Source organism: Vibrio sp. 10N.261.51.C6 (assembly GCF_041471785.1).
Lineage (GTDB): Bacteria > Pseudomonadota > Gammaproteobacteria > Enterobacterales > Vibrionaceae > Vibrio > Vibrio crassostreae_C.
In genome coordinates this window covers 100543-122513 of the sequence record NZ_JBFRPB010000033.1, presented here as the reverse complement: position 1 = coordinate 122513, position 21971 = coordinate 100543, and the positions used below count along the sequence as shown (strand labels likewise).

The 21971-nt window shown below is 47.2% G+C and carries 22 protein-coding genes; 5 read left to right on the top strand and 17 right to left on the bottom strand.

The window, feature by feature from the left end; all coding sequences use genetic code 11:
* Positions 1–98: 98 nt before the first annotated feature.
* A complete protein-coding gene (locus tag AB4375_RS09255; RefSeq protein ID WP_372051413.1) occupies positions 99–437 on the bottom strand; it encodes a 4a-hydroxytetrahydrobiopterin dehydratase in 339 nt (112 codons plus the stop codon).
* The gene (gene phhA, locus AB4375_RS09250) at positions 427–1221 is read right to left on the bottom strand and encodes a phenylalanine 4-monooxygenase (protein ID WP_017066732.1); all 795 of its coding nucleotides are present in this window, start codon (positions 1219–1221) and stop codon (positions 427–429) included. Before phhA ends, AB4375_RS09255 begins: the two co-directional genes overlap by 11 nt.
* Positions 1222–1420: 199 nt before the next feature.
* Between phhA and AB4375_RS09245 the strand changes: the two genes are divergently transcribed.
* Complete coding sequence (locus tag AB4375_RS09245; protein WP_372051411.1) at positions 1421–3460, top strand: acetoacetate--CoA ligase; 2040 nt, start codon at positions 1421–1423, stop codon at positions 3458–3460.
* 80 nt (positions 3461–3540) lie between these two features.
* On the opposite strand, the gene maiA is transcribed toward AB4375_RS09245, so the two are convergent.
* From maiA to hppD, 4 genes are read right to left on the bottom strand one after another with little or no spacing between them, the layout of a single operon-like run.
* Positions 3541–4239, bottom strand: a complete 699-nt coding sequence (gene maiA, locus AB4375_RS09240; protein ID WP_372051409.1) for a maleylacetoacetate isomerase — start codon at positions 4237–4239, stop codon at positions 3541–3543.
* Positions 4240–4260: 21 nt separating this feature from the next.
* Positions 4261–5298, bottom strand: a complete 1038-nt coding sequence (locus tag AB4375_RS09235; RefSeq protein ID WP_372051408.1) for a fumarylacetoacetate hydrolase family protein — start codon at positions 5296–5298, stop codon at positions 4261–4263.
* A 12-nt stretch (positions 5299–5310) separates the two neighbouring features.
* Positions 5311–6441 carry a homogentisate 1,2-dioxygenase gene (locus AB4375_RS09230; protein ID WP_102424054.1) on the bottom strand — a complete coding sequence of 377 codons (1131 nt, stop codon included), beginning with the start codon at positions 6439–6441 and terminating at the stop codon, positions 5311–5313.
* Positions 6434–7507, bottom strand: a complete 1074-nt coding sequence (gene hppD, locus AB4375_RS09225) for a 4-hydroxyphenylpyruvate dioxygenase (RefSeq protein ID WP_372051406.1) — start codon at positions 7505–7507, stop codon at positions 6434–6436. Before hppD ends, AB4375_RS09230 begins: the two co-directional genes overlap by 8 nt.
* An 83-nt stretch (positions 7508–7590) precedes the next feature.
* Between hppD and AB4375_RS09220 the strand changes: the two genes are divergently transcribed.
* Positions 7591–7773: a hypothetical protein gene (locus tag AB4375_RS09220; RefSeq protein WP_372051405.1), complete on the top strand. Its 183-nt coding sequence runs from the start codon at positions 7591–7593 to the stop codon at positions 7771–7773.
* Between the two features lie 94 nt (positions 7774–7867).
* Here the strand turns inward: AB4375_RS09220 and AB4375_RS09215 are convergent, their stop codons facing one another.
* From AB4375_RS09215 to AB4375_RS09190, 6 genes are all read right to left on the bottom strand, one after another.
* Positions 7868–8527, bottom strand: a complete 660-nt coding sequence (locus AB4375_RS09215; protein WP_372051404.1) for an HAD family hydrolase — start codon at positions 8525–8527, stop codon at positions 7868–7870.
* Between the two features lies 1 nt (position 8528).
* The gene (locus tag AB4375_RS09210; protein ID WP_017078395.1) at positions 8529–9548 is read right to left on the bottom strand and encodes an ABC transporter ATP-binding protein; all 1020 of its coding nucleotides are present in this window, start codon (positions 9546–9548) and stop codon (positions 8529–8531) included.
* On the bottom strand, positions 9548–10333 hold the full coding sequence (locus AB4375_RS09205) for an ABC transporter permease (RefSeq protein ID WP_004732591.1): 786 nt from the start codon (positions 10331–10333) through the stop codon (positions 9548–9550). The genes AB4375_RS09210 and AB4375_RS09205 overlap by 1 nt, the downstream gene beginning before the upstream one ends.
* A complete protein-coding gene (locus AB4375_RS09200; RefSeq protein ID WP_004732590.1) occupies positions 10333–11226 on the bottom strand; it encodes an ABC transporter permease subunit in 894 nt (297 codons plus the stop codon). The genes AB4375_RS09205 and AB4375_RS09200 overlap by 1 nt, the downstream gene beginning before the upstream one ends.
* Complete coding sequence (locus tag AB4375_RS09195) at positions 11223–12110, bottom strand: alkaline phosphatase family protein (RefSeq protein WP_372051402.1); 888 nt, start codon at positions 12108–12110, stop codon at positions 11223–11225. Before AB4375_RS09195 ends, AB4375_RS09200 begins: the two co-directional genes overlap by 4 nt.
* Positions 12111–12171: 61 nt before the next feature.
* Entirely contained in the window at positions 12172–13275 is a 1104-nt protein-coding gene (locus AB4375_RS09190; RefSeq protein WP_372051401.1) for an ABC transporter substrate-binding protein, read from the bottom strand.
* Positions 13276–13486: 211 nt separating this feature from the next.
* Between AB4375_RS09190 and AB4375_RS09185 the strand changes: the two genes are divergently transcribed.
* Positions 13487–14215, top strand: a complete 729-nt coding sequence (locus AB4375_RS09185; protein WP_372051400.1) for a UTRA domain-containing protein — start codon at positions 13487–13489, stop codon at positions 14213–14215.
* A gap of 133 nt (positions 14216–14348) precedes the next feature.
* On the opposite strand, the gene AB4375_RS09180 is transcribed toward AB4375_RS09185, so the two are convergent.
* The 4 genes from AB4375_RS09180 to AB4375_RS09165 all read right to left on the bottom strand — a co-directional run bounded on the left by AB4375_RS09180 (position 14349) and on the right by AB4375_RS09165 (position 17635).
* Positions 14349–15203, bottom strand: coding sequence for an amino acid ABC transporter ATP-binding protein (locus AB4375_RS09180; protein WP_102428101.1), 855 nt, complete (start codon positions 15201–15203; stop codon positions 14349–14351).
* The gene (locus AB4375_RS09175; RefSeq protein WP_372051399.1) at positions 15196–15861 is read right to left on the bottom strand and encodes an amino acid ABC transporter permease; all 666 of its coding nucleotides are present in this window, start codon (positions 15859–15861) and stop codon (positions 15196–15198) included. The genes AB4375_RS09180 and AB4375_RS09175 overlap by 8 nt, the downstream gene beginning before the upstream one ends.
* Positions 15862–15998: 137 nt before the next feature.
* Positions 15999–16637 (bottom strand): amino acid ABC transporter permease, encoded by a 639-nt coding sequence (locus AB4375_RS09170; RefSeq protein ID WP_372051398.1) that lies wholly within the window; start codon positions 16635–16637, stop codon positions 15999–16001.
* A gap of 131 nt (positions 16638–16768) precedes the next feature.
* On the bottom strand, positions 16769–17635 hold the full coding sequence (locus tag AB4375_RS09165) for a transporter substrate-binding domain-containing protein (RefSeq protein WP_065584482.1): 867 nt from the start codon (positions 17633–17635) through the stop codon (positions 16769–16771).
* Between the two features lie 239 nt (positions 17636–17874).
* On the opposite strand from AB4375_RS09165, the gene AB4375_RS09160 reads away from it, so the two are divergent.
* A complete protein-coding gene (locus tag AB4375_RS09160; RefSeq protein ID WP_372051396.1) occupies positions 17875–19389 on the top strand; it encodes a PLP-dependent aminotransferase family protein in 1515 nt (504 codons plus the stop codon).
* Between the two features lie 205 nt (positions 19390–19594).
* Here AB4375_RS09160 and AB4375_RS09155 read toward each other — a convergent pair whose 3' ends face one another.
* Positions 19595–20911, bottom strand: coding sequence for an aspartate aminotransferase family protein (locus AB4375_RS09155; RefSeq protein ID WP_017065135.1), 1317 nt, complete (start codon positions 20909–20911; stop codon positions 19595–19597).
* A gap of 362 nt (positions 20912–21273) precedes the next feature.
* Here AB4375_RS09155 and AB4375_RS09150 point away from each other — a divergent pair, with 362 nt between their 5' ends.
* On the top strand, positions 21274–21969 hold the full coding sequence (locus AB4375_RS09150) for a sulfite exporter TauE/SafE family protein (RefSeq protein ID WP_372051450.1): 696 nt from the start codon (positions 21274–21276) through the stop codon (positions 21967–21969).
* Positions 21970–21971 lie beyond the last annotated feature (2 nt).

The window sequence follows — 21971 nt, the reverse complement described above, 5'->3', positions numbered from 1 at the left end:
TATGAGCTGTTTAAGGCAATTATTCAACTCACCTAATGAGCCGAATAATGAGTTAATCGCATCACAGAGGTTGCAAGAGTAACTTCTAACCTACAAAACTATTCACTCACCGTGAACACATCGCAGCGTGAGGCGCAGATGAAATCATTCTTATGCAAGCCTTTGATTGAGTGGCTCCACCAAGTGACGGTGACTTTGCCCCACTCCAATAAGATCGAAGGATGGTGGAACTCTTCTTCTGCCAGTTCTGACACTATGTTGCTGAATGCCCATGCTTGCTTGTAGTTCTTAAACTTGAACACCTTCTCAAGCTGCGGGATGCCGTCTCTTTCGATGATCTGCCAGTCGGACAACTCCAACAGTAAAGATTGTTGTTCATCTTTACTTAGGGCAATCGCGTCGATACTGCAGGCTTCGCATTTTTGTTCATTCAACATGTGTTGGTTCCTTGGGTTCAAAAAGTGGTGGTAGTAACCCCGCATCGATGGCGAGATCAGCTTGCTGTAATAGGTTTTCCTGACTGATTTTAAAGAGCTCAGATAGCTCGTCGATCACGTAATATTTCGGCTGCATGATGTCGATACGATAAGGCGTTCTTAAAACCGTTTGCAGATCGAACCGCTCGCGAACGGCCAAATCCCCTCCCAACGCATACATAGTTTCCGCTGGAGACGAAAGAATGCCACCGCCATAGATTTTCAGTTGTTGGCCTTCTTTTACTAAACCGAACTCAACCGTAAACCAATACAAACGGGCAAGATAAGCGCGCTGTTTAGATGTGGCGGCTTGGCCTAGTTTTCCATAATGCTCAGTGAATGCTGCGAAATCAGCATTAGTGAGCATGGCACAGTGGCCGAAAATTTCATGAAAGAAATCAGGTTCTTGTAAGTAATCGAACTCGTCTCGCGTTCTCAGAAATGTCGCAACTGGGAATTTCTTGTTGGCGAGCAAATCAAAGAATCGGTCGAAATCGATCAATGCAGGCACAGGCTGAACTTGCCAACCGGTTGTTTCCATTAGCACTTTATTTATCTCTGGCAACTGAGGAACTCTGTCCAATGGCAGATCCAGCAAGGTCAGACCGTGCAAATAGGCATCGCAAGCGCGGTCACTAATGACGTCCAGTTGCCTTTTCACCAAGTCGTGCCAAATGGCATCTTCTTCGAGGCTCCACTCAACCCATCCCTCTTGGCTCACGGGCTTAGAATGATATTGAGTCATTACACACCTCCTTTCGAATGTCTCACTTTAAGCCTATCTCCACTCCTTATAAGCGCCAATTTGAGCGATTTTTCGAAACAAGCGATCGTGTAACATTTTATTTACACAATTCCACCAAGCGCTTATTTTGCTGAACTTTTGACTTTGTAAAACCTAAATACCAGACTGAAAACGTTAACTTTTTGTTAAAGGTAAAGGAATGCACGAAAGCAATAAGCCCATTTGGCAGCCAAGCGAGCAGCGTATCGCCAATGCCAACTTAACCCGATTCATCGATAGCCTTGAACAGTCTTGGTTAAACCTAGATAGGGACGTAAAAAGCTACACCGAGCTCCATCAATGGTCTGTGGAACATCCGGAATCATTTTGGCAAAACGTATGGCAGTTTTGTGGAGTAGTCGGCTCACAAGACTCTATTAACAAGGCAGAAAGCGAGACCATCAAAGCTCAAGGTGGGAGCCGCTGGCAGCAGCCTAAATCGAACCGTGATGCGGTTTGGTTTCCCAATGCACAAGTAAACTACGCCGAGAACTTGCTGCGTTTGGCACACACCATGCCTGATGAGCTTGCGATTTGGTTTGAGAATGAACGTGGCGAACAACAGAGTTATACATGGGAAACCCTGTGTGAAGCTGTCTCTAGTGTTCAGCAATGGCTTGTCGATAGCGGAGTGAAACAAGGTGATATAGTTGCTGCGTATACTCCCTATCTGCCACAAACCGTGATAGCCATGCTAGCCGCCACCAGCTTAGGCGCGATTTGGACATCGACCTCGCCTGATTTTGGAGTAGAGAGTGTGATTGAGCGATTCGGACAGGTGAAACCTAAGGTGCTGTTCACCTGTGACGGTTACACCTTCAATGGCAAAACGTTCGATATGGCGGGAAAGAACCGTGAAATCATCGAACACTTAAACGAATTAAAACAGGTGTGTGAGATCGGTTATTTGAAACCGAGTAATGACCTAGAGAAGAGCGATTTAGAGAAGAAAAAAGTTGAACATGATGTGTCGATTCTAAGCTGGCACAGCATCATTAATCACTATCAGACAAAACCTCTTCGATTTACTCGTGTCGGCTTCAATGAACCGTTGTTTGTACTCTACTCTTCCGGCACCACAGGCAAACCCAAATGTATAGTGCATTCTGTCGGTGGCACTACCATCAACCACCTAAAAGAGCATCAGCTTCATTGCGATATTAAACCAAGAGATCGCGTGTTCTACTACACCACTTGTGGTTGGATGATGTGGAACTGGCACGTATCTGCGCTCGCCAGCGGTGCTTGTTTGGTTATCTTTGATGGTAGCCCGGTTTACCCGCAACCTAACGTTCTATGGGATTTAGCGCAGCGTGCTGACGTATCGACATTTGGCACCTCAGCCAAGTACATAGAAGCGATTGAGAAAGCCGAACTCTCACCAATCGACAGCCACTCTCTGCCTCAATTAAGAACACTGTGCTCGACGGGTTCTGTGCTTTACCCAGAGCAGTTCGATTACGTTTACAAGCACATCAAGCAAGACCTGCATTTAGCGTCGATTTCTGGCGGCACGGATATTTGTGGCTGCTTTGTTTTGGGTAACCCAATCTCGCCTGTGTATCGCGGTGAGTGCCAACAGGCCGGGCTCGGCGTCGACATCAAGGTGTTCAATTCGTCTGGTCAAAAGGTCGATCACGAACGTGGCGAATTAGTATGCACCAACTCCCTACCCAACTTCCCCGCTGGCTTTTGGAATGACACCGGAGAGCGCTATCACAGCACCTATTGGGATAGATTCGACAATGTGTGGCATCACGGTGATGAAGTCGCACAGAGCGTTCATGGGGGCTATCTGTTCTATGGGCGAGGCGACACCACACTCAACCCCGGTGGCGTGCGAATTGGTACGGCCGAAATCTATCAGCAAGTGAACACCATTGACGGCATCATCGATTCGATAGCAGTCGGTAAAAACATCGACCGCAATGAACAGGTATGGCTGTTTGTTCAGCTGCAGCAAGGTGTGAGTTTAGATGAAAAGTTACTGACAGCCATCAAAAGCAAACTCAAATCCTCTTGTTCGCCAAGACACGTGCCAAGCCAGATATTTGCGATCAGCGACGTGCCAAAAACACGCTCTGGCAAACTGGTGGAGTTGGCTGTGAAACAGGTGATCAATGGCAAAAATGTAGAAAACCTCGGGGCTATCGCTAACGCCGAGGTTTTGGAAGAGATAAAGAGTGTTGTTTCGCTTTAAACTTGAAACAAAAAAGCCCTTCACGAATGAACATCGTGGAGGGCTTTCTACTATCAATAACCGTTGGGGCTTAATCTGAGCTATACGTTCGCATCTACCTGATTCTCTGGCATCGCCTCAATAAAAGCAGGTAACTGATTGCACGCTTCGACAATTGAGTTAATCAGCGGATAAGGCGACATATCAACGCCAAAGCGCAGCGCATTATACACCTGTGGCACCAAGCAAATATCGACAATGCATGGTGAATCGGTGAGGCTATAAACTGAATCAGCGTATGTTTGACGATGCTTAGAAAGCTTCTCTTCTAATGCCGAAAAACCTTGGCTCATCCAATAGTGAAGCCAGTCTATTTTCGCCTCTTGCTCACACGACAACTCTCGCTCCAAATACTGCAACACACGCAGGTTATTCAGAGGGTGAATTTCTATCGCAATATCCTGAGCCATTGCCAACGCTTGATAGCGCAATGGTGTTTGCTCTGGAATCAACAAGGAGTCTGGGCTGCTCTCACACAAATAGTTTTCGTCCAAGTATTGCAAGATCGTCAGCGACTGATTGAGTTGAACTTCACCATCCACCAGCACCGGCACTAATTCACTGGCATTGAGTTCGCGATAATGTGGATCATGCTGCTCGCCGCCATTACGCACCAAATGGACCGATTTAGACTCATAGTTGAGTTGCTTTAGGTTTAATCCAATACGCACCCGATAGGCAGCCGAAGAGCGCCAGTAACCGTAAAGTATAATGTTCTTGTTCACGATGCTCTCGCTCATACTGAAACCCTATTACGTGGATTATAGCGCTCGATACTGGCTCACTTTTTGGTCTATCGCGCCAAAAATGGAATCACCCGCCGCATCAAGCATCTCAAGCTTGATCGAGTCACCAAACGACATGAATTGAGTCGACGGTTTACCATCACGAATCGTCTCAATCATGCGCACCTCGGCAATGCATGAATAGCCCACGCCGCCCTCGGAAATTGAGGTGCCGTGGTCAGTGCCTTGCTTGTTGGAAACCGTGCCAGAACCAATGATCGCACCCGCCGACAGTGGACGAGTCTTCGCAGCATGGACTACTAGTTCAGCAAAGTTGAAAGTCATATCGACACCGGCATTCGGACAACCAAAAGGCTGGTCGTTGTAGGTCGATATCAACGGTAGATGTACCTTGCTGCCTTTCCACTGCTCACCAAGCTCGTCAGGTGTAACTGCGACCGGAGAGAACGCCGAAGACGGTTTAGATTGGAAGAAGCCAAAGCCTTTCGCTAGCTCTGCCGGAATCAAGCCACGCAAAGACACATCGTTCACCAACATCAGTAGACGAATCGAATCGTGCGCTTGCTTAGCACTTACACCCATAGGTACGTCACCGGTGACAATCGCAACCTCTCCTTCGAAATCGATGCCCCACTCGTCACTGGCAAATTCGATATTGTCACGAGGGCCGATAAACGCATCTGAGCCTCCTTGATACATTAATGGATCAACCCAGAAGCTTTCTGGCATTTCAGCACCACGCGCCTTACGCACCAGTTCAACATGGTTTACATAAGCACTGCCATCAGCCCATTGATATGCGCGTGGCAGAGGTGATTCACAATACTGAGATGCAAACACTTCACTGCCAGTCACATGCCCGTTGTTTAACGAGGTGTATAACTCTTCTAACTGAGAAGCCACGCTGTGCCAGTTATCCAAAGCTACCTGCATGGTAGGTGCCAGATGCATCGCGTGGAAGATTTCGGTGGCAGGCACGCACTGTTTGAGATCTTTACTCACGACCATCAACAGACCATCACGAGTACCATTTTTCTTGGTTGCTAATTTCATCCTTGTTGCCCCTTACTTCTCTTGCCAACTGTAGACATATTCTTTGTTCTCAACGCTATCGAGCTCGTCAGAGAACTGCAGCGCGTGGCGAGTATCGATCATCACCGCGACTTCATCAGTGAACTTTTTCTTATACGCTTGCCCTGCCTTAAAGGCTTTTGGGTGAGGCCCATGCGTGAAGCCTGCAGGGTGGAAGGTCACCATGCCCGCTTCAATGTTATCGCGGCTGAAGAAGTCACCAGCGTGATAGAACAGCACTTCATCGTAGTCGTCATTGTTGTGATAGAACGGCACTTTCAACGCACCTGGATCGCTCTCAATCGGGCGTGGCACAAAGGTACACACTACAAAGCCTGCGCCAACAAAGGTCGTATGCGCAGACGGTGGCAAGTGGTAACGATGTGACATCAGCGGTCTGATATCGCGCCAATTCACTTTCACCACAGCCAAATCCCCATGCCAACCAATCGCGTCTAAAGGATTGAACGGATAAGTGATCACACTGACTTTGTCGTGGCGTTTCACCTGAACTTGGGTTTGATCTTCGGAGTACTGAGCGCGGAATTGATCGTTGATCGACGGGATTTCAAGAACCGCTGGATCAAACACCGCGTGATTGCCGACCATGCCCTTCTCAGGCAAGGAATAAGCCGCGTCGGTGTTCTCAATCATCAAGATGAACATCGGCTCACTTGGCTCCAAGCGCCAATTGGTTGAGCGCGGGATCATCACGTAATCCCCTTCACTCACCTCTAAATGACCATAGTCGCAATAGAGATCTGCCCTACCTTGGTGAATGAACAGCAGCTCATCACCGTCAGAATTACGCACCAAGAAATCCATCTTCTCATCCATGCGCCACACACGGATTTTGCAGTCCGCATTGTGCAAAAGATGAGGCACCGCCCAAGGGGTTATCTGGCTAGCTTTCTCCACCAGCGTAAAATCAAAAGCGCGAGGACGTAAATCACCCTCCCACTCCGACCAACCTGTTGGGGCATGCTGGTGATGAAAGTGAGCGGCAGGGCCAAAGAATCCACTTCGGCCCGCTTCTCGCTCATAAATTGCCTCTTCGGGGAAGTCGGCGTGCGCTTGTTTAGAGCACACCCCCTCCCGATGAGGAAACGAGATCCATTTATGCATCGTCTAATACTCCTCGACGAATCTGGTCCTCTTCAATCGATTCAAACAGCGCCTTGAAGTTACCTTCACCAAAGCCTTCGTTGCCTTTACGCTGAATGATTTCAAAGAACACAGGCCCAATTACCGTCTGTGTGAAAATTTGCAGCAAGATGCCGTCTTTGGTCGGCGCGCCATCAATCAGAACCCGTAAATCGCGCAGCAGATCGGTGTCTTCACCGTGGCCCTTCACACGCTCGTCGACTTTCTCGTAATAGGTATCTGGGGTTGGCATAAAGTCCATGCCGCGATCACGCAGGGTTTTCACGGTTTTGTAGATGTCATCCGTTGCGAGCGCGATGTGTTGGATGCCTTCGCCGTTGTATTCGCGGATGAACTCTTCGATTTGTGATTTGTCGTCTGAAGACTCATTGATAGGGATGCGGATTTTGCCACATGGCGAGGTCATGGCTCTGCTCACAAGGCCTGTCAGCTTACCTTCAATGTCGAAATAGCGAATTTCACGGAAGTTACCGATACGCTCATAAAAACCAGACCACAGGTCCATATTGCCTTGTTTCACGTTGTGCGTGAGGTGGTCGATTTCATACAAGCCAACATTCGCTTCTGCCATGCGCTGCTCTGCATCGTCATAGAATCGGAAATCGACGTCGTAGATGCTCTGCTTGCCATAACGATCCACAAAATAGAGCAGGCTTTCACCGATGCCGTAAATGGCAGGAATGCTCAGCTCCATCGGTCCAATTTCTGTTTTATACTCTTCGCCACCGCCGCTGAAAGCTTGTGTCATTGCCGCAGTTGCATCGTTAACACGAAAAGCCATGCCACACACCGATGGGCCGTGAACTTTAGCGAACGCTTCCGCTTGGCTGTGTGGCTGCTCATTGACGATAAAGTTGATGTCACCTTGTCGATACAGCCAAGCCTCTTTTGAGCGATGCTTGGCGACCTCAGCAAAACCAAGTGACACAAACAGTGCTTTAAGTTGCTCAATTCCCTTGTGGTCAACGGCCGTGTATTCAACAAACTCGAATCCATCCGTGCCAAGCGGGTTGTATGTATCCACCATGAACTTTCTCCTTGTACCTATTGGTTTTGTATTACGTGTTTTTTGTCCTTAATTAAATTTGGCCCACAAGCCGAGATAATGGAATGGGTGGAGGAAAATGGGCAATTTCGATGAAACCCTGTCAGTTTGTAAAATATTTGTTACACACAAACCATCGAGACAAGAAAGTGAGTGCTATCAAGGGATTGAAAGGTGGTGGTTTGATTTACAGAAGAAGAAGGAATGTTATTGAATTGTTACGCATATCCTTTTGTCAGCTACGGTGATAAATCAAACATTAGCCTGATGATGCAAAAAAGCCGCTTTCATCAGCGGCTTTTTTCGTTCTAAAGCGAACATAATTCAAAGATGGGATCAGCGTTAATCCCAGTTGAGAATCGACCAGTTCGGTTGTTCAGCTAACGCTTTTAAACGCGGACATGGGTTCACCAGATAGGCAAAATCGGCGTGTTCACACAAAGGTAAGTCGTTGATTGAATCGGTATAAAAGTGGATATCTGAATAGTTGGTTTCTTGATTGTCTAACCACTCTTTTAAACGCGTCACTTTGCCTTCACGGTAGCTTGGTACACCTGAGATCTGAGACGTAAAGCGGCCTTGGTTTTCAATCAAATCGATACCAAGTGCATTCTCGATGCCAATCTTACGCCCCACAGCTTCCACTAAGAAGGTCACGCTGGCAGAGATGATCAGCATATCGATGTCGTCATTTTCTAGCTGTTCAATCAAGGGTTTAGACTGCTTAAACTGCTTAGGCAAAATATGCTGTTCAACACACTCTTCGACCAATGCTGTAACTTGCTCTGTTGGCATGTCGGCTAAAGGCAGCATGGAGAATGTTAGGTAATCTTCCATGTTCAGTTTGCCTTCCGAATACAGGCCCATTAAGCGCTTATCTTCTTCGATAAAGTTAGGCGCAGTAGCAATGCCCTTTTCAACCAAGAACTCATTCCAGAGCATCGCTGCATCGGCATTGATCAGCGTTTCATCCATATCAAATACATACAAAGGTTTGAACATCTTAGGCTCTCACTGGTTGAATTTCGTTAAGGTTAAACAGGAGTTCAAGTTGGCTGCCGTTTGCCAACAGTCGTTCAGAGGAACGGTTCAATAGATCGACGGTTAATTCACATTCATCGACATCTACCTGGTAGCGAATCACGTTGCCCAAGAGCTGGTGGTTACGAATGGTGCCCGTTTTCGGCGCAGAGATATGTTCGCCATATTGTCGGCCTTGCTCTTTCACGTAGATAGATTCAGGTCGAATCGCCACTTTCCATTCTGTTTCAATGTTGAACAGCTGTTTAGCCTTGTTCGCTTGCACCAAATTGTAGTGCCCCATGAACCCAGCCACAAATTCATTGGCAGGTTGAGTGTAGATCTCTTCGGGTGTCCCCGCTTGTACGATCTCACCTTTATTCATCAAGAAGATGCGGTCAGACATGATCATCGCTTCTTCTTGATCGTGAGTCACGAAGATCGTGGTCAGGTTCATCTCTTTTTGAATATCTCGAATCTGTTGGCGAAGGTGTTTACGGATCTTCGCATCCAACGCCGAAAGTGGCTCATCGAGCAATAGAATACGCGGCTTGACCACCAAGGCTCTTGCCAAAGCCACACGCTGACGCTGACCGCCCGATAACTGATGCGGATAGAACTTTTCTTTGCCCGTTAAGTCCACCAGCCCAATCACTTTCGCGACTTCACGTTTAATCTCGTCAGCAGCAAGCTTTTTCATCTTGAGTCCAAACGCAATGTTGCCTTCAACCGTCATGTTCGGGAACAGCGCATAAGATTGAAACACCATGCCGATGCCACGTTGTTGCGGCACTTGGTGAGTAATCTCTTCACCGTTGACCCAGATCTCGCCACCATCAACAGGATTCAGGCCAGCCAAGCTGCGCAGTAGAGTCGATTTACCACAGCCACTTGGGCCAAGCAGAGTAATGAATTCGCCCTTCTCGATGGAAAATTCAATATCTTCAAACACCGTGTTGTCACCAAAGCTCTTGGTGAGGTTTTTTGCATTTACATAGCTCATTATTTTGTTCCCTGGCTGAAACGACTTGCCAACCAAGTCAGTAAGAAAATAAACAGGAAGTACGTCATCACTAGGGCTGACGTGAAGTGGCCGCTGGTTTGACGCATGTTGTATAGGTAGATTTGCAGTGTCTCGTAACGTGTACCCACCAAGATATTGGCAAACACGAACTCGCCCAATAGGAACGAGAACGACAAGAACAGTGACGCCATTAAGCCTTTCTTAAGGTTTGGCAGAATAATCAACAAGAATGCCTTGGTGGTACTTGCACCGAGCAAGTGTGCTGCATCCATCAAGTCATGCAAGTTAATCGCTTCAAAGCTGTTGGCAATCGCGCGGTACATGAATGGCAGCGCGATGGTGAAGTAAGTACCAATCAAGATCCACGGTGTGCCTATCAGTGAGATTTCGCTGTCTGCATACAGCTGAAGCAAGCCGACTGACGACACTACTGGCGGCACCGCGAACGGCAATAAGATCAGGATGTTCATCACCTTGTCGAGCTTCGGGAAATAGTAAAACACCACGAAAATCGCAGGCAGAACCAACACCACACTCAATGACAGCGCCGCCACACAGATAAACAGGGAACGACCAAAGGCTTGTAAGAAGCGAGGATCCGTCAACAGGTTGATATACCAATCTAACGTGAAGCCATCCGGCAGGATCGTCGCGCCCCAACGAGAAGAGATCGAGTAGATAAAGGTCGCCAAGATCGGGATCATCATGATGCCAACAATCGAATAGACCACGGTTTTATGAAAACGAGTATTGACGGTATTCATTACTTTCTCTTCCCTGCGTAGCTTTTGCTGATCAGCCATTGGTTAATCACGGTGATGAAGGCCAGCATCGCCATCAGAATCACAGAAATTGCGGCGGCTAGGTTTGGTTCTAAGAACAAGTCGCCCGATACCAAGCTCGCGATTCGAATCGTAATCACGTTGTAGTTGCCCGAGGTCAAGGCATACACGCTCGCATAGGCGCCAATCGCATTGGCAATCAAGATGATGAAGGTGCCGAACAAAGCCGGAGATAACACAGGCAGCGCTATTTTGGTCCAGTATTGCCAAGTTTTCGCGCCAAGCAATGCAGAAGCGGCTTGCCAGTCGTCACTCAGAGCATCAAACGCTGGATACAGCAACAACACCGCCAATGGGATCTGGAAGTAGATGTAAATCGCCAGCAAGCCCCATTTACCGTACAGGTCGAAATCACCTAGTAATCCATACTGCTTGAGTAATAAGGTGATCGCACCATTAGTACCAAGGATGATGATGAAGGCAAACGACAAAGGCACACCAGAAAAGTTACTGCTCATGTTGGTGAAGGCAATCACCGCATCGCGGATTTTAGAATCAACGCGGCGTAATGAAGAAACGAGCAGAGTCGCAATCGCTAAGCCAACAATACTCGACCAAATCGACAACCATAAACTGTTGCCAAAAGCCTGCATCATGAAAGCAGAATCGAATATTTCAGAATAGTTTTCGAGAGAGAGCTCATCGTCATAGAAGAAGCTGTTGATCAGCACCCAAACCATAGGTGCCAGTTGGAACAGGTAGAAGAACAGCGCGAAAGGCGCAAGCCACAAAGCGGGCTTGAAGCGTTGAAACAAAGATTTGGTTTTGGGTTTAAGCGCAGAGCCATCGCTCTGCGTGATTACAGAACTGCTCATAGGGCCAACAATTCCTGAGTGTAAGATTTATCGTGTTCAAGGTTGAGTAACTGACAGACGCTGCCGCAGATATCGGTCTGTTTCACTGAACATTCTTGGTGTGTAAACTTATCGCCAATCACAAAGAAAGGCACTTCACGCTCTTCAGGCAGAATGCCACCATGAGACAAGTCATTGTTCATGCCGTGGTCACTGGTGATGATCACCTGATAACCATCGTCTACCCATTTCTCAAGATAGTTTGATAGGTAGATATCCGCGCCACGTGCACTATTGCGGTACTGGCGAGAATCCAACCCATGCTTATGTCCCATATCGTCAATGTTCATTGGGTGAATCAGTAAAAAATCAGGCTGATGAGTCACGCGCAGGTGCTCAGCATCCAAGAACAAGGCTTCATCTGGGTAGTGATCCCAGTGGTAGAAACAGCCATGTTGAATGTTCATGGTCTCATCGTTGGTAAAGCGGTCACGCACAGCATCAAATGGCGCTCGGTTATATAACTCGCTCACCCAATGGTAAGCCGCAGCTGCCGTCACTTTGTTCTGCGACTTCGCCAAGCTAAATACCGACTCGTGATTCGATAAACGCACGATTTGGTTGTTGACGATGCCACTCTTAACAGGGCGAACACCGGTCAGGATGCACTCATACAGTGGACGTGACATAGATGGCAGCTCACACTGCACAGGGTAAAGCGTGGCGCGCAGCTTGTTTTTTTGCGTGCTTATGATTTGCGAAGTGCCCTGTTGATTTTGGGAAACGCTGTGGTTACTGCTTTTCGAGTCACTAAGTTCTAGAAGACCGTTCAGGTAGCCCATGCAATCACGGGCTACCTGATAATTCAGTCCATCTAGAACAACAAGGATAACCTTATTGCTCATGGTCTATTCTCTATTGCTTGTTTCTATAAGCCACCCGTTACAGGTGGCGTGCTAAGCGGGGTTATTGCTGGTGAATCAATACGCTTTCTTGCCATTGACGTGGCAGGCGACGTGCTGATTTTTCCCATGCTGAGAAGTCAGTTACTGGGTGAACGTTGCTGTATTGCTCGTTCGAGATCAGCTTGTCTTGCACTGATTGAGGTAACGTAACGCTGCTACGGATTGGACGTGCGTAACCTTCTGCTAGGTTGATTTGGCCTTGGTCGCTGAAGATGTATTCTCGAGCCAACTTCGCCGCGTTCGGGTTTTTCGCGTATTTGTTGATAATGGTGGTGTAACCAGAGATAACTGAACCATCTTGTGGAATGCTTACCGTAAAGCGCTCACGGTCGATCTTGTCGCGGTAGTTCAATGCGTTGAAGTCCCACATGATCGCCACTTCCACTTCGCCTTTTTCAAGGTTCGCGATGCTTGGATCTGTGTAAGATAGACGGCCTTGCTTCGCTAGTTCACCAAAGAATTTAATCGCTGGTTTTAGGTTTGACTCATCACCACCGTTAGCAAATGCAGCCGCTAGAATCGCGTTGTTTGCTTGTGCTGCTACGCCTACGTCACCAACAGTGACTTTGTAGTCGCCTTCTAGTAGGTCACTCCAAGATTTTGGGGCATCTTCAACAAGATTATTGTTTGAAATGAACGAGATAGTACCTGTATAAGCCAGAGCCCAGTGACCATCTTTGTCTTTCGCCCAATCTGGAATGTCATCCCAAGTCGTTGGCTTGTATGGCTGCGTTACGTCTTTCTGCACAGCGACACGTGCAAAGGCGAAACCAACATCACCGATATCTGCAGTTGCGTTTCTTTTCTCTGCTTCAAATTTCGAGATCTCTTGAGCCGAGCTCATGTCTGTATCCTGATGCTTCAAACCGTAGTTTGCTTTCAGATCAGTCCATGTGCCTTTCCAGTTTGCCCAACTGTCTGGCATACCTACACTGTAAACCGCACCCTCTTTTTGAGCGGCTTCAATCAGTGACTCAAGATCAGCATCCTTCGCCATCGCTGGCATTGAAAGTGTTGCCGTTATTAGCGTTGCACCTATTAGCTTTGTAGATGAACCCATAAGTTGGGCTGGCGATACAGTTGAACGGCTAAGCAAAGTTTTCATTGTCTCTATCCCTCTGGACTAGGTCAGTAAGTTCGTTTTGTATGCTATCGCCAGAGTGTGACGCTTTCGCGCAAGTTATTTGACAGTTAGGATGCATTTCCGTGGCAGTTATATTTCACTCATATGACAGCAAGCCTTTGTTTACTGTCACATTCCTGTTAACTCCGTGGTTTACCTTATTGGGCACACGAACTTATGGACTAGATCAGTAATGAGAACATTGGCTACAGCGCAATCAGGGACACAGCTAGGCAGAATTAAGGCGAGCATTAGAGAGCAGCTTCAATCAGGCATCTTCACCGAAGGGCAAAAACTGCCATCCGAAAGAGAGCTCAGCGAGCTGTTTTCAACCACACGAATTACGCTCAAAGATGCGTTGGTCTCATTAGAAACCGAAGGTTTGATATACCGAGAAGAGCGCCGAGGCTGGTATGTGTCACCCGAACGTGTTCGCTATAACCCATTATCACGTTCTCACTTTCATCAAATGATTCGTGAACAACACCGCATAGCAGAAACCAGACTGCTCAGCACCCGTACAGAGATGGCGGCAGGCGATTACGCCAAAGCATTAGAGATAGAGCAGATAACGCCAATACACGTGATTGAGCGCTTGCGTTTTATTGATGGTAGAGCAGTGCTGTTTGTTGAAAATGTACTGAAAGCGCCCTTATTTGATGGTGTATTGTCAGAAAACCTCACCATGTCACTAACAGGAATCTACCGAGAAAAATACGGCTACGAGACCCAACGCTCGCGTTTTGATGTGATTCCCACTTCTGCCCCTGCTCATGTCGCCAAGGCGCTGAATTTGGCAGAGGGCCAGCCTGTTTTGAAGATCTGCCGAGTGAACTACAAACAAGACGGTGAGCTAATGGACTGCGAGTTGGAGTACTGGCGACCGGGCTCTGTGGTGATTCATATTGATAGTATTGGTTAGCGCCACATGGCCATTTGTATAGTTTTAGGCTTAAGTTTAGGTTTGGGAAGAAAAAGCTAACATACAAAAACTCCGACAAATTCTGACGGAGTTTTTTAACGATCGAACCTTGAAGCTGTGCAAGCTATCTAACTCATGAATCAAGCTTGAGGAACTGTCTTACCCTTGATGAATCTGGGTTAGTGAAAAACTTCTCTGGGTTGGATTTTTCAATCAATATGCCTTTTTCAAGAAACACCACCTGATCCGATACCTGACGCGCAAACTCCATCTCATGTGTCACAACCACCATGGTGTAGCCCTCTTGCGACAGTTTCTTCATCACCAACAACACCTCTTCGACCAATTCAGGATCGAGTGCTGACGTTGGTTCATCAAACAGCAACACATCCGGCTCCATCGCGAGAGCTCTGGCAATAGCGACACGTTGCTTTTGCCCACCCGATAACATGCTTGGGTAGTTCTCTAGTTTGTGCGACATCCCAACCTTATCGAGTTGCTTACGTGCCATCTCTTCGGCGTCTGATTTCGCTATCTTCTTAACGTGAACGAGCGCTTCCATAACGTTTTGCAACACGGTTAAATGCGGCCACAAGTTGAAGCTTTGGAAAACCATACCAAGGCGCTCTCTGAGTTTCGCCAGCTCTTTATATTTGAGTGGTTTACCCGTTTCAGAGTTGATACCAATACGCTCATCACCCATAAAAATCGTGCCGCGCTCTGGCTGTTCTAGCCAATTCATGCAACGCAGTAGCGTCGATTTCCCCGACCCAGACGAACCGAGAATACTCACCACATCGCCTTTGTTGATATTGAGGTTGATGTCTCGCAGTACTTCGATGCCATCAAACTGTTTCGACAGGTTTTCAACCTTAATGATCGTCTCTCGTTCTTCCAATAGTGGTTCGCACTCAATCACTTCCAAATTCACGCCCAAAGAAGGGTTAATCGGTGCTTCCGTTTCAATAATCTCTGATTGTTTAAGCATGGCTAAGCCCTCTAAGTTCAACTTTGGTTTGGATTCGTTTGGTGATGCTTTCAAGTGCAATACTCACGGCCCAGTAGAGCGCGATAGCAATGATGAACGCATTCAATGGGATGAAGTACGTTGATTGAATGCTGTTGGCGGCCGCGGTAATTTCTGCGACGGTGATGATGCTAAGAAACGCAGTGTCTTTTAAGCAGATGATGAGTTGGTTCGTGATCAGTGGAACCGACTTAAACAACACATTTGGGGTAATAACTCGGGTAAATGTTTTGAATTTAGAGAAGCCATAAGCGTGCGCCGCTTCGATGTAACCTGGCTCTAATCCTTTACGAACACCTCGGAAAATCTCACAAAAATAGGTACCGTGATAGAGACTTAGCGCGATGATTCCCGCTGTAATCGCATCGAGTCGAATACCAACCTGCGGCAACCCGTAATAGAGCAGGTACGCTAAGATAAGAAACGGCAAGGTGCGCATCATGCCTATCAAACTATTGATGGTGTACTTCACACCAAGTTTTGAGTTTTCGAGGCAATACAACAAACCAATACCGATGACGAAACTCAAGATTGAAGACGAAACAAAAAGATAAAATGTGGTCACAAACCCTGAAGCAAACAGCTCTTTTTGTTGCCAGATAATATTCCATTCTTCCATATTTACTCCTTAAACTTACCCGCTCAATAACGCATCACAAGCAGGTAAATGGTGTTTCTGACCAAGTAGCCATGACGGCTAAACTGTGGTTGTTGTTGATAGCTGTGACTGAGGTAGATTACTGATAGCCACACTTACTACTGCAGATAAGTAGCTCGGTTTTCAGCCACAGCTTGCAATTTCACCAACACGCCAATAATCAACATGTATATGGCACCCGCACACAGAATTGGCCCGAGTGGCTCATAGGTAACCGCTGCAATTCGGTTGGTGACACGGGTTAAATCAACAATACCAATCACCGCGATGGCAGGGCTGCCTTTGATTAAGAACGACATCTCATTGACTAGCGCTGGTAGGCTCATGATCACCATTTGCGGGAACATGATGCGGCGAAAATAAGTGATACGTCTCATACCAATGGCTTCTGCCGCTTCCATTTGTCCTTTTGAAAAGTTAAGAAAGGCATTGCGCCAAATCTCTGCATTGAATGCCGATGTATTGAGTGTGAGAGCTAAAATAGCAGAAACGTGTTTATCTAAATTGATGCCAAATGACGGAAAAGAAAGGAAAATAAACAGAGCCAGTGTCACCAAAGGCGTTGCTCGTGCCCAGCTGACATAGATACCCAACATTTGATCCACAAACGGGATTTTCATCATTCTAACTAAGGCAATCATTAGGCCGATGACGACACCTAATACAATCGATACTGCCGATATCCATGCCGTTGCCCACGCGCCCTGTAGTAACTGTTCCCAAGCGTAATAATCCATAAACGACCTCTTTGATCAGCGACTTCTTTCGATAGATTGTGCGCCAAAGACTCATGGGTTAAACCGCTTTGAACCCATTGGCATGGACACAAACAGCCGCTAACTGTTTGTGTCGGCGCATGCTTATTCATCTATTGAACGGCTGTTAGCTTGTGATACTGCTCAACCGAAGTGATGGCTTCTGAAGGGAGTTGGTCGAACGATTCACCGAACCACTTCTTCTGCAACTCTGCCATTTTTCCTGTTTGCTCAAGGTGTAGGAAGAATTCCGTTAGGTAAGCCAAAAGCTCAGGATTATCTTTAGGAACTGGCCAGCTAACGAAACCTGGGCCAGAGACTGCTTCGCCTTTTTTGAATACCTTTGACTTCGACTTCACTACCTCGTTAACTGAAACCACACTGTTGATCACATAGTCTATTCGGCCGATTGCCAAGTCGGAATACGCTTCTGGGTAGGATTGATACTGCACCACTTTACCCAAAGATTTGCCTTGTGCTTCGAGCATCACTTCGAGCTCTGGAAGCCTTTCTAGCAAAGCACTGCCCGCTTGTAAGCCCACTGTTTTTCCATCTAAATCGGCTACCGTATTAATATCTTCCGCGTCAGCTCTGGTTAAGAAGTAATGCTGCGCTGAAGCGATAGGTGGAGTGAAATCAAAGGCCTTCAAGCGAGCATCGGTAATGATCGCGCCAGTTAACGCCACATCATATTGACCCGCAGATACCGAAGCGAGTAGTCCTGTCCAAGGTAAGATCTCTTGTTCGATATCGAACTTCGAATATTCACGTAACTCATCAAGCAAATCTTTGTTAATCCCCGCAGGCTTACCGCGGTCGATATAGTTGAATGGAGAGTAGTTGTCTTCTGTCGCCACTTTCATGAAGCCTTGCTTTTCGATGGCTGCAAGCTCCGATGCTTGTGCGACTCCAAAACAACCCAGTACAACTGTCGCTGCCGCTGTTGAAACCCATGCCTTCATCGTCATTCCCTGTTTCATACGCTTTCCTTATCGAGATTATTTGCCTGCCTTTACTTTATGAACGGAATGCATCGGAGACGTAGAGCCAATTTAATTTTCAGGTTGGGACAGAACGATTTTCTAGTTTGGGACAACGTAATTTTCGGGGTTGAGAGAGAGCAAAACACACTCTTAAAACATCAATATGAACTCTGGCGCATTTCTTGCTCTTTTATACAAATTGGACTGAGGTTCACTGAGAATAAGGACTGTATCTCATGGCGATAAATCACAATTGTTTCATCGAGTTTGATTCCAAAAGAAGCCTGCAAGAACAAGTACGTAGCTATTTGGTGACGGCGATATTGAATGGTATTTTTCCGGCTGAACAAGCGCTTCCGTCTTGTCGTAAGCTGTCTAGCCAATTGGGTGTTTCACGCAATACTGTCTCGTTGGTGTACGACAGTTTGCTCGACGATGGCTACCTCATCAGTAAGCCTCGCAGTGGTTATTACCTTTCAGAAAAGTATGAAAACCCGAGTGATACTATCGACGCGAGTTTGGATCATTTTGAATCAGCCGACAGCGACAATGCACCGGATTGGAGCAAACGCGTTAAGCTGCAATTGGGCCAATACCCACGCATCGTCAAACCCTCGCATTGGAGTTGTTACCAATACCCATTTATTTTTGGCCAACCCTCTATCAATGACTTCCCATTAGCTCAATGGCGAGAAGCGACAAGAAAGGTCACCTCAGACCCACATGATCACCGCTGGCTTTGCGACAAGGTCGATAAAGACGTCGACATGCTGGTCGAACAGATACGCACAAGGGTGCTCCCACAGCGCGGTATTCATGCCCAAAGTGATGAGATCCTCATAACCTTAGGTTCGCAGAATGCGCTGTATTTGATTTCGACTTTGCTCATGAACCATCAGAGTCGAGTCGGAGTCGAGAACCCCGGCTACAAAGAAGCGAATCACATCTTCAATCTCTCTGGCGCGCAGTTACACCCGCATCAAGTGGATGAACAAGGATTGAGATTCAATGAGCACTCTTCACTGTGTGATCACTTCTATGTCACGCCTAGCCATCAAGCTCCAACCGGCGTCACCATGAGTGATGAGCGTCGAACTCAGTTACTTGAAATGGCCAAAGCCAATGACGCGGTAATTATCGAAGATGACTATGACGCCGAGTGCAACGTGGAGTGGAATCCTAAACCCGCGCTAAAAGCCAATGACAAGGAAGGGAGAGTCATCTACGTCAGCAGCTTCTCTAAGCTACTGGCACCCGGCTTGAGGTTAGGCTACATCGTGGCACCTGAAGAGTTAATCTACGACCTTAGAATACTGCGTCGCTTGATGTACCGACATGCGCCAAGCCGTGTTCAGATGGAAGTAGCGCACTTTATTGAACAAGGCTACTACGACAGCTTTGTGAGGCGCTTTAGAGAAAACACTCGCCAGCGCTGGAAGCTGATCAACGATGCTGTCTTGAAGTACTTACCTGACTGCAAGCGACTGGCTCAAAGCGAGCAGGCCAACTCTCTGTGGCTACAAACGCCCAGCCACATCAATAGCCAGCGTTTAGCTTCACGAGCCGCCCAAAAGGGCATATTGATTGAGACAGGCTATTCACACTTTATGACGAATACCGAAACGGAATCGGGTTGTGAAGCATTGTCAGAATATGACCCCAATTCCTATTTTCGATTGGGCTTTCACGCCATCGACAAAGATCTGATCGCACCCGGTATCAAAGAGCTGTCAGAGGTAATGAAGAGCTAGCATCACAAAGGGTTATGTAGACGTTGTTATTCAAGACAATGACGTAAAAAAGAGCATCAATCGATGCTCTTTTTCGACTATACCTAACCAATTGGAAGCTAGACACTCAAAAGCCAAGCACTCAGGAAAAATAAGCACTTTGAAAAGAACGGGGAATTCTTTGTCAAAGTGCCTTGGTTGCTGTGCTGGCTATCTTATTGAAGAATTAAGAAGCAAGTTCAAACAACACTTCATCAATGATCTTAACGCCTTTCTTTATCTCGCTTGGCTGAATAACCAAAGGTGGCGCAACGTGAATGCGGTTATTCACAATGAAGGTCAACAGGCCTCGCTTGGTCAATTGCGCTTTCAATTGCCCCATTTTTTCATTGCTCAAAGGTGTTTTACTTTCACGATCTTCCACCAGCTCTACAGCCCAGAACATCCCTTTGCCGCGCACATCACCAATCATAGGGTGCAACTCTTGAAGGCTCAGTAGAAGCGGCCCTAAAACGCTGTTACCGACGTTATCAGCGTGTGTGACAATGCCCTCTTGCTCCATCACATCGAGCGTTGCAACGATAGAAGCCATCGCCAAAGGGTGACCAGAGTACGTTAAGCCGCCCATAAAGAAGTTTGACTTAAAGTACTCAACGATCGGTTCGCTGACCACCACGCCACCAGCCGGCACATAACCCGAGTTCACCCCTTTCGCGAAAGTAATCAGATCCGGCACTACATTAAAGTGCTCAAACGCAAACCACTTACCCGTGCGGCCAAAGCCGACCATGACTTCATCGAATATCAACTGAATGCCATGTTTGGTTGCCAGCTCACGCACGCCGATAAGGTAATCTTTGGGCGGAATGAGAAAACCAGCCGTTCCCGGAATCGTCTCTAGGATAATCGCCGCAATCGCCGTTGGTCCTTCGCATTCAATCACTCGCTCTAAATGCTGCAGGGCACGCTCACTCTCTTCTGCCTCAGTCGCCGCGTTGAATTCGCTTCGATAGAGAAATGGATTGAAGAAGTGAACGTGCCCACGGCTATACTCGTTTGGAATTCGACGAAAATCCCCCGTCGCAGCAATAGCAGTACCTGTATTGCCATGGTAAGAACGGTAAGCAGATAGCACCTTGTCGCGCCCTGTGAATTGTCGCGCCATGCGAATCGCATTTTCGTTGGCATCTGCCCCTGCATTGGTAAAGAACACCTTCTTAAACGAGCTTGGCGCTTTCGACAAGATACGCTTAGCCGCCAAACCACGAGTGAGGTTGGCGGTCGCAGGGGCAACGGTCACTAATGAATCAGCCTGATCTTTAATCGCTTTGATCACTTGTGGATGCTGATGACCAATGTTGGTGTTAACCAGTTGGCTACTAAAATCAAGGTATTCTTTACCTTCGTAGTCCCACATTTTGCATCCTTGCCCACCCGCAATGGCGATAGGCTCCGCTGCTTCTTGAATCGACCAAGAATGAAATACGCTCTTGTCGAGGTCGATAATATCTTGGTTCACAAGCTGTTCTGTTGATACTTCCATTTCATCGTCTCCATTAACAACACTAGATTCACAGCCGCTCGTGCTTGGCTCGTCTTCGAGAATGAAAGACACAAAACACGACATTGAAAAGGCTGCGCTATCGGATGGAATAATCTTCATCCCAAACAGGGCGGAGGTCATAGTGTCAGTTTCAACAAAACATTGGGCCAGTACATCAGCCCAAGTCTCATCCCCGATCCAACAAACTGCTTGACCCAATCCAATCGTCGATCTGGCTCTATTCAAAACTCTTAGGTGTGAATAGATTGAAAGGCAGACGAGACAAGTCTCATCAAACACTAATTAATGCAGCAGTAACTTCAAAAGCAAAGAGGAGAACAAGAGTGGAATTAGGGTTGGCAATGACATTGATTCTGTTTGCAGGAGTAGTGCGAGGCTATTCCGGGTTTGGGTTTGCGATTATCGCTGCGCTCTCCCTAAGCTTTATTGTTCCACCATTGCAAGCGGTAGCCATCGCTATCTTGTTGGACTTTTTAAGTGCCTTTCCTCTGCTCAAGCGAAGTAAAACCACCATCAATATCCGGCTTATTGCGCCGCTGTGTATTGGCATGTTGGTTGCGGTGCCTTTTTCGCTGTATTTCATTAGCACGATATCGGAATCAGGCTTGAAGGCCTTTATCGCGATGATGTCTTTGGTCGCTGGCACGCTGATTATTTTGGACTTACGCCTCACTTGGTTGCACCAACGACACGCGTTTTGGGCGGGAGCCATTTCGGGGTTTAGCATGACCACCGCTTCTTCAGGAGGTCCGCCATTAGTGACGTATTTGATGAACCTGACCATTAAAACCAGTGAACAGAGAGCCACCGCGATTGTGTTTTTTCTGCTGAGTTCAGCGATTTCACTGATCGGCTTCATATGGATTGGCGCATTTAACCAAGAATCGTTCATCACAGGTTTATGGCTATTACCGGCAGCTTTGATTGGCAATGTACTGGGGCAAAAACTGTATCTATCAGTACCGAACTTGTCTGCAAAAACAACGACCGCGCCGATTTTGATCGGCATGGCACTACTTATGTTAATTTCAAATTAGAA